7 protein-coding genes are annotated in these 8,930 nt (G+C 65.0%); 6 read left to right on the top strand and 1 reads right to left on the bottom strand.

Annotation, left to right across the window (positions count from 1 at the left end):
• Window positions 1-1,953: TPM domain-containing protein (locus tag AC07YR_RS17270; RefSeq protein WP_494734674.1), on the bottom strand; the 1,953-nt coding region annotated here is incomplete at its 3' end.
• A 298-nt stretch (window positions 1,954-2,251) separates the two neighbouring features.
• On the opposite strand from AC07YR_RS17270, the gene AC07YR_RS17275 reads away from it, so the two are divergent.
• From AC07YR_RS17275 to AC07YR_RS17300, 6 genes are all read left to right on the top strand, one after another.
• Complete coding sequence (locus AC07YR_RS17275) at window positions 2,252-3,958, top strand: S1C family serine protease (RefSeq protein ID WP_436058084.1); 1,707 nt, start codon at window positions 2,252-2,254, stop codon at window positions 3,956-3,958.
• Between the two features lie 321 nt (window positions 3,959-4,279).
• The gene (locus AC07YR_RS17280) at window positions 4,280-5,080 is read left to right on the top strand and encodes an electron transfer flavoprotein subunit beta/FixA family protein (RefSeq protein WP_055796563.1); all 801 of its coding nucleotides are present in this window, start codon (window positions 4,280-4,282) and stop codon (window positions 5,078-5,080) included.
• A gap of 13 nt (window positions 5,081-5,093) precedes the next feature.
• Window positions 5,094-6,047 carry an electron transfer flavoprotein subunit alpha/FixB family protein gene (locus AC07YR_RS17285; protein ID WP_436058083.1) on the top strand — a complete coding sequence of 318 codons (954 nt, stop codon included), beginning with the start codon at window positions 5,094-5,096 and terminating at the stop codon, window positions 6,045-6,047.
• 4 nt (window positions 6,048-6,051) lie between these two features.
• Entirely contained in the window at window positions 6,052-6,828 is a 777-nt protein-coding gene (locus AC07YR_RS17290) for a PIG-L deacetylase family protein (protein ID WP_436058082.1), read from the top strand.
• Between the two features lie 73 nt (window positions 6,829-6,901).
• Window positions 6,902-7,435 carry a gluconokinase gene (locus AC07YR_RS17295; RefSeq protein ID WP_055796554.1) on the top strand — a complete coding sequence of 178 codons (534 nt, stop codon included), beginning with the start codon at window positions 6,902-6,904 and terminating at the stop codon, window positions 7,433-7,435.
• 47 nt (window positions 7,436-7,482) lie between these two features.
• Window positions 7,483-8,877, top strand: a complete 1,395-nt coding sequence (locus tag AC07YR_RS17300; RefSeq protein ID WP_055796551.1) for a GntT/GntP/DsdX family permease — start codon at window positions 7,483-7,485, stop codon at window positions 8,875-8,877.
• Window positions 8,878-8,930 lie beyond the last annotated feature (53 nt).

Raw genomic sequence — 8,930 nt, forward strand, 5'->3', positions numbered from 1 at the left:
GCTGTGACCGCCGCCCCAGCCGCCGCCGCTGCCTCCGTTGAGGATGGAATTGATGAGGATGCCGCCGAGGATGGCACCGCCGAGTCCGCCACCGCCTCCGCCACCGAACATGCCGCCGCGGCCGTAGCCCTGGTTTGCGTAGCCGAAGCTGTCCACATCGCCCTGGGCGAGCTGTGCGGCCTGGGCTGCCAGGGCGTGGGCCTGCTGAGCGTACGTCAGCGCCGTGACCGGATCATTGCGGGAGATGGACAAGGCATAATCCAGGTTCCGCTGGGCTTCGGCCAGGCGGGTACGCGCTTCGGTCCCGACTCCGCCGCGGCGCGCCGTGATGTAGTCCGAGGTGGCGCTGATCTGCGCCTGCGCCGACATGATGGTCTGCTGCAACGAAGCCTGTGCGCGGCGGGCCTGTTCCTGCTGGTCCCGGATGCCCGTCAGGGACTGGTCCAGCGACTGATGGGCCGTTTCCACCCGCTCCAACGTGGCAATCGGATCGATCTTGCCGCCCTGGATTTCCGCCTTGACCTGCGCCAGGGCTGCTTCCACTCCGGCCACCGGCCCGGCAAGTTCCGGATGGGCTCCGGACTGGATCATCGCCTTGGCCTGCGCGAGGTCCTGTGACGTGTCAACCACCGCGGCCTCGAGGCTGTTGCGGGCCTCGTCCAAGCTGCCGGAGACCTTCGTGATGGCATCGATCAACACTTTTGTCTGGTGCAGGCTCTCTTCCGCAGCACGGACGGCCACTGCAGCCAGGCTGCCTTCTCCGGAGGCCAGCTTGTCCTGGGCCGTGGACGTGGCGTTCTGCACGAAAGCCAGCCGCTCCTTGGCCTGGCCGATGTTGTCCGAGACCTGGACAAGGGCGCTGTCCGCGTATTTGGCCCGCAGGGTTGTCAGGGTTTGTTCAGCCGTGGCGATCCGGGCGTCGGCTTCCTGGGCCCCGGCGTTCACCGCGGCAAGGGCCTGGGGGGCGTTCTTCTCAAGTTCACGGAGCGAATCGAAGTCTGCCTTTTGTTCCTGGAGGGATGCCAGGGCAGCCTCGGAACGGCGGATAATTTCGCCGAGCCAGCTCCGCTGCTGCTCTTCGGTGTCCGGGATGTGGTCGTCGAGCTGCTGCTGCAGTTTGAACGACTCGGACATGTGGCCCTTGGCTTCCTGCAGGGCCTTGGTGAAGTTCCCGACGGCGGCATCGCCGTACTGTGCCTGGGCGAAGCCCAGTTCCTGCTCGCTCGAGTTAATGGCGTTATCGGCCTCAATAAGCAGCGAACCGCTCTTTTTGCGCAGCTCGTCCACGCTCAGGGAGGCCAGCGGGTCAAGCTCCGCACCCTGCGGGCCATAGCTGGCACTGGACGCAAGGGCTGCCTTCTTCCGGCGGTTCCTGAAGTACAGGTACGCGCCCGCGCCACCCGCCACGACGACACCCGTGCCGACCAGTACGGCCGCTCCGGCGCCATCGCCTGAGGAAACGGTGCCGCTGCCGCCGCCTGCCGCGTCTCCGATGGCCGCAGCGGTGTCGATGGCTGCCTGGGCATAGTCCTTCTTGCCGCCGGCCAGGTTCGCCGTCACGGCATTCTGGCTGATGTTGGACTGCTTGGACTTAATGGGGCTTGCCGAGTTCAGTACAAAGCTGAATTTACCCTCTTCCGCTATCGCCAGAATGGCATCGGCCCTGCCCATGCTCTTGTTCGTTGCCACTTTCTGTGCCCACGCCGCGGGATCGGCCGGGTTTGTGAAAGAGTCCACAGTCACCACGTAGAGGTTGTACTTGTGGTCTTTCAGGAGCTTCTGGATTGCTTCCTGAACTTCGGCCTTACGTCCTCCGAGAACATTGGCGTTGTCCACGATGTTCGAGCCGGACGGAATGGTCACCGGGTCTTCGGCCCAGGCTGAGGTGGCGGGAACCGCCAGCAACCCGGCAAGGCCGATCACGGCGAGGAGACGTTTGAAATTAGACCGCATGTGCAACCCTTCAGCACTTCTGCGACTGATTCGGCCGAGCCAGTCGTCACAGAATGCAGCAGCGCCCCCACGCATGTGTAAAGCCGCAGGTCGCTGTGGCAATTCCATTTGATTCTATGGTGCACCAAATTGCCCGTCCACAACGGGGAATATGCCACCAGCGAAAAGCGCTGAAAGCACCTGCCGGACCTGCAAAAAATGGACTCCGACGGCGTTCAGCAACCTCCCAGCCAACGTCCGCCTTAGCTCCAGTCTGAGGGTCCATAGTTAAAGGCAGACAAGGATGAAAGGAAGTCTAATGACTGAGAACCCAGCACAGGGTGGATCGCCTGAGAACAGGGGTCCGGAAAAGCCCGGGGAGGGCTGGCCGGCGCAGCCTGCTCACGCGGACACGCAACCGCTGGATGCAGAGCCCCGGCAGCAGTCCGCGCTGCAGCCGCAGGCACCGGCGCGGCCAGCCGGAGACTCAGTCCAAGGAAACCCTGATGCGCAGCGCAACCCGAGCGCCCAGGACAACCCGACTATCCGGCTCGACCGGGCACAGTCCGACGATCGAAATGCGCACTTCCGTGACGGTCAGCCACATTCAGGCGGGGACGGTGCACCGCAGCCCGTCTATCCGCAGCACCAGCCTTTCTACGGCCAACAGGCGGGCCCTTCCGCCCCGCATGACGCCCACCAGGGACACAGCAACTACTCCGGTGCCGGCGCCCCGCAGGGCAGCGGCCCCTACCAGGCCAGCCACCAGCACCCGGGCAGCATGTACGCCTCCGATCCTGCAAGCACCCCGAAGCGGAAAGCGGCCTTTGGCGTGGGAACCCTGGTGGCCAGCATTCTTGCCGCCGGCCTGGTGGGCGGCGGAGTGGTGGCGGCCAGCGATGCTTTCCTCAGCAACGGCTCCACGTCAGCCGTCAGCAGCGCCGGCGGCCAGCCCAGCACCGTGATCGTCAACAACAAAGATGACGTGAACGTCATTACCGCCGCTTCGCTGAAGGCTTCCCCGAGCGTGGTGACCATAAAAGCGACGAGCGGCAGCGACGGCGGCACCGGTTCGGGAATCATCCTCGACGACGACGGTCATATCCTGACCAATACCCACGTTGTGACCCTTGACGGCAAGACGGCCAGCGCCACCATCGAAGTCCGGACGAGTGACGGCAGGGTGCTCACCGCGAAAATCGTTGGCACGGACCCCCTCAGCGACCTTGCAGTGATCAAGGTGGACAACGCCTCGGGGCTGACGCCGGCAACCCTTGGTGACTCCAGCAAGCTGAACGTTGGTGACACCGCCATTGCCATCGGCTCGCCCCTGGGCCTGACGGGAACGGTCACCGACGGTATCGTCTCCACGCTGAACCGGACCATCAGCGTGGCCTCATCGGCAGCGCCCAAGGAAGGCGCGGATGATTCCCAAAGCGACGGCGAAGGCGGCTTCCAGTTTGCCCCGCCGGACGGCGGCCAAAGCCAGAACTCCGCGAACCAGGGATCCATCTCCCTTAACGTGATCCAGACCGACGCCGCCATTAACCCCGGCAACTCCGGCGGCGCCCTGGTCAACAGCAAGGGTGAGGTCATCGGTGTGAACGTGGCCATTGCCTCGGCGGGCGGCGATTCCAGCTCGAGCACCAGCGGCAACATCGGCGTGGGCTTCAGTGTTCCGATCAACAACGCCAAGCGTGTTGCCCAGGAGATCATTGACAACGGCAAAGCCACGCACGGCCAGTTCGGCGTCAGTGTGAAGTCGAAGTCCTCCACGTCCTCAAGCTCGTCCTTCTCGGTGGGTGCGGAAGTGGCCACCGTGGAGTCAGGCTCCGCCGCCGCCAAGGCCGGCCTGAAAGTGGGCGACGTCGTGACGAAATTCAACGACCTCGTCATCAGCGATCCCAACCAGTTGACCGCAGCGGTTCGGGAGCAGCCGGCGGGCGCGACCGTGAAGGTCACGTTCCAGCGCGGCGGCCAGCAACAGCAGGTGGACGTGACACTCGGAGCGGCAGCGGAGCAGTAACTGCCGGCGTCGCGTCCGGCAGCGCGGCACGTATTCACCCGACAGCGGAGGCGGGGGCACCTGCATGGTGCCCCCCCCCCCCCCCCCCCCCCCCCCCCCGCTGCTCGGCCGTCGCGGTCCCGCGCCCGCCTGCCGCGGTCCTGCGCCCGCCTGCCGCGGTCCTGCGCCGGCCTGACACAGGCCTTAACGGGACGGCGCGGGCGCCCCGCTATATGGTTAGCTTGGTTCTACCCGCACCCCGGGGGAGATCCGCGGCCATAACCTCACCCGGCTGGCTATCCACAAGCATGGAAGGCTGCTGTACAGAAAGTGGAAGAGACATTGAAGATCATCGTTCTGGTCAAGCATGTACCAGACGCGCAATTGGACCGTCACCTCAGCGCCGAGGACAACACCACGGACCGCGCCGATAGCATCCTGTCCGAGCTGGACGAATACGCCCTGGAAGCCGCGCTGCAGCTGACAGAAGCCCGCGGCGGAGCAAAGGCCGGCAACCAGGTCATCGCTTTGAGCATGGGTCCCGCCGGCGCCGTCAATGCCATCAAGAAGTCCCTCCAGATCGGCGCCACCGAAGGCGTCCACCTCCGCGACGACGCGCTGGCCGGATCCGATGCAGCCGCGACGTCACTGGCACTGGCTGCAGCCGTCCGCCACCTTGGAGCAGACAGCCCCGTGGACCTGGTCCTGACCGGCATGGCGTCCACCGACGGCGAGACCTCCCTCGTTCCTGCGCAGCTGGCCGAGCGGCTCGGGCTCCCGCAGGTCACGTTCGCCTCCGAACTGGAAGTGGACGGCGGCCGCGTCATCGCCCGGCGCGACAGCGACACGCACTATGACACCATCGAGGCACCGCTGCCCGCCGTCGTGTCGGTTACCGACCAGATCAACGAGCCGCGCTTCCCTAACTTCAAGGGAATCATCGCTGCAAAGCGCAAGACCATCACCACGCTCTCGCTCGCTGAGATCGGCGTCGACCCTGCACAGGTGGGCAAGGCCGGTTCGTGGACCGCTGTGCAGACGGCAGCCGCCCGCCCGCCGCGCACCGCCGGCACCATCATCACCGACGAAGGCGACGCCGGCATCAAGCTGGTCGAGTTCCTGGCCGCCCAGAAGCTGCTCTAAGAGGATTCCAGACATGGCAAAAGTACTTGTATTCATTGACAACCCCGGCCAGGCGCTCAAGAAGAGCAGCCTTGAACTGTTGACGATCGCCCGTACGCTCGGTGAAACGGCAGTCGCCGTCAACGGACCACTGAACGACGACGTCGCCGGCGCCTTCGGTTCGCACGGCGCCGCCGCCATCTTCCGGCCCTCGTCCGACGACCTTGACGCTTACCTGGTGGGCCCCAAGGCTGCATTCCTGGCCGGGGCCGTTGCGGCCTCGGGTGCCACAACAGTGCTCCTGGAGAACTCGTTTGACGGGAAGGAGATCGCAGCCCGGCTGGGCATCAAGCTTGGCGCCGGCGTCATCACCGACGTCGTGGCAGTGGACCCGGACGGCACGGCGCACAAGTCGGTGCTGGCGGGCTCCTACACGACCACGGCCAAGGCCACTACGGCAGTCTCCGTGCTGACAGTAAAGCCGAACAGCGTAACGCCGGAACCCGCAGGCGCAGCAGCAAGCCCGGAGGTACTCACGGTCGACGTGCCGGAGTCCGCCTCGGCCGGCGCTGCCCGGATTACCGGCCGCACGGACAAGCCGGCCAGTGGCCGTCCGGACCTCACCGAGGCCCGGATTGTGGTGGCAGGCGGACGCGGCGTCGACGGCGATTTCGGTCCGGTTGAGGAACTGGCCGACGCCCTCGGTGCCGCCGTTGGTGCGTCCCGCGCCGCAACAGATGCCGGCTGGATCGGCCACGATGCGCAGGTGGGCCAGACCGGCAAGACGGTTTCCCCGCAGCTCTACATTTCCGCCGGCATCTCCGGCGCCATCCAGCAGAAAGCCGGCATGCAGACCGCCAAGGTCATTGTTGCCGTCAACAAGGATGCCGAATCACCGGTCTTCGAGATCGCCGATTTCGGCATCATCGGAGACCTCTTCCAGGTTCTTCCGCAGGCAACCGAAGAGATCAAGAAGCGCAAAGGCTGATGAGTTGAGCATCAATGCTACGGCTAAGAGCCCGTTCAACCCGGACCACCACCGGGTTGAGCGGGTCCTTTGTTTTACCGCCCACCCGGACGATATCGACTTCGGCGCAGCCGGGACGATCGCTGCCTGGACCGCGGCAGGAGTTGAGGTCAGTTACTGCATCATGACCGACGGCGACGCCGGCGGTTTCGACCCGGCGCAGCGCGACCAGATCGTGGCCATGCGGGCGGAGGAACAACGCCGGGCCGCTGCGCTGGTCGGGGTGACCGACATCCACTATCTCCACGAGCGGGACGGCTACCTGGAACCGACGCACGAGGTGATGAGGGGAGTGGTGAAGCTGATCCGGGAGATCCGGCCCGACGTCGTGCTTTCCATGCATCCCGAACGCAACTGGAACCGCATCCAGAAGAGCCATCCGGACCACCTCGCCGTGGGCGAGGCCGTAACGCGCGCCGTCTATCCGGCCCTGGAAAACCCCTTCGCGTACCCGGACCTGGCCGAGGCGGGCCTTGAAGCCTACAAGCTGCCGTGGCTCTGGCTGATTGCCGGACCCGAGGAGCGGGAGAACCATTTTGTGGACGTCACGGCACACGTCGAGGAGAAGCTGGCGGCGATCCATGTTCATGCCAGCCAGCACCCGGACCTGGATGCCATGGACCGCACAGTCCGCGCCCTCATGCTGGGTACCGGCTCGCGGGCCGGTTTGGCCGACGGGCGCAGTGCCGAGGCGTTTCATGTCGTCACAATCAACGGTTCCGGGACCATCGCCGGGTTCTAGGGTTGTCCGGGTGTAACCCGTGTCATATGCTGGCCTCTGTTTAAATCATATTTATTCAGGAAGGCAGACTTTGATGGCGAAGACTGCGCAGCAGCCGGTACTGGTGATCATGGGTGTCTCAGGATCCGGTAAATCAACTGTGGCCGGCCTCTTGGCCGGCAAGCTCGGATGGGACCTGGCGGAAGGCGACGACCTGCACCCGGCGTCGAACGTCGCAAAAATGCAGGCCGGTGAGCCGCTGACCGATGAGGACAGATGGCCGTGGCTGGAATCCATCGCCGAATGGATCCGGGCGCACACGCAGGACGGAACCCCCGGCGTCGTCACCTGTTCCGCGCTAAAAAAGCGCTACCGGGACGCCCTGCGCGGTGAGGGCGTGGTGTTCGTCTTCCTGCAGGGAAGCAAGGAAAAGATCTCCGACCGCCTGGCATCGCGGCACGGGCACTTCATGCCTCCCGCGCTGCTCGAATCGCAGTTTGATGCGCTGGAAGAGCCGACGGCGGACGAAAACCACATTTCCCTGTGCGTATCGGCCACACCGTCGGAAGAAGCCCAGGAAATCATCGAGCGGCTCAACCTGGACGCGGCAGACGCCGCGACCCCATAGACCAGCGTTACGCACTTAGGAACCATACTTTGAATTCTCAAATAGCAATGCAGCTGCCTGCTGCCGTCGAGGGCTGGACCGGCCATGACACGCAGCTTCTGGTGGTCGCCGCAATCGGCATCGCACTCATTGTGGTGCTGATCGCCAAACTCAAGCTGCACCCCTTCCTTGCGCTTGTCCTCGGCTCGGCCTTCGTGGGCCTTGCCTCGGGCGTTGAACTTGCCAAGGTCATCTCCAACTTCGAAGACGGAGTGGGCGGCGTCCTGAAGGAAGTCGGCCTGCTGATCGCCCTCGGCGCGATGCTCGGCAAGCTTCTGGCCGACTCCGGCGGCGCCAACCGCGTGGTGGACACGCTGCTGGACAAGGCCAGCGGCAACAAGGTGGTCTGGTCCGTCACCCTGGTGGCAGTCATCATCGGCCTGCCGATGTTCTTCGAAATCGGACTTGTGCTGCTGCTCCCCGTGATCGTCCTGGTCACGCAGCGTTCCAAGATGCCGCTCATGCGCATCGCCATTCCCGCCCTGGCCGGGCTCTCAGTGCTGCACGGACTGGTGCCGCCGCACCCCGGACCCCTGATCGCGATCAGCGCCGTCAAAGCAGAGCTCGGCACCACTCTGGCCCTGGGAATCCTCGTTGCCATCCCCACGGTCATTATCTGCGGACCGCTGTTCTCACGCCTCGCCGCGAAATGGGTTCCGGTGGGTGCGCCCGCCGTGGCCGGCGGCATCGACACCCAGCATGGCGCGGACATGGAAGGCGTCAAACGCCAGCCCACGTTCCTTGTCACCCTGCTGACCATCATCTTCCCGGTGGTGCTGATGCTACTCAAAGCCGTGGTGGACATCGTCTGGCCCGATCCCAAGACTGCACCGCCGGTCCGGATCTTCTTTGACTTCGTTGGCCAGCCCCTGGTTGCCATGACACTGGCCGTGCTGCTGGCGATCATCACTTTCGGTTACGCCGTGGGATTCACCGGCAGCCGCATCACGTCCAAGGTCGGCGCCAGCCTCGGCCCCATCGCGGCAATTCTGCTGATCGTGGGTGCCGGCGGCGGCTTCAAGCAGACCCTGATCGGGGCGGGCGTCGGCGACGCCGTCAAGAAGTGGGCCGAAGGCACCAACATGTCGGTCCTGGTGCTGGGCTTCATCGTGGCCGTCGCACTGCGGCTGGCCACCGGCTCCGCCACAGTAGCGACGGTGACGGCAGCCGGCATCGTGGCTCCGCTGGCCAGTTCACTGACCCCGACCCATGCCGCACTGCTGGCCCTGGCCATCGGCGCGGGCTCGCTCTTCCTCTCCCACGTCAACGACGCAGGCTTCTGGCTGGTAAAGGAGCTCTTCGGTCTGACCGTCGGGCAGACCTTCAAGACGTGGTCCGTCATGGAGACGCTGATCTCCGTTGTCGGCTTCGGCTTCGTGATGCTGCTGTCGCTGATAATTTAGCGGCGCGATTCATCGGAACCGCGGCTCAGGCGAGCCGCGCCGCCGCGCAGGCC

It is taken from the genome of Arthrobacter sp. GW460-12-1-14-TSB2 (assembly GCF_059423525.1).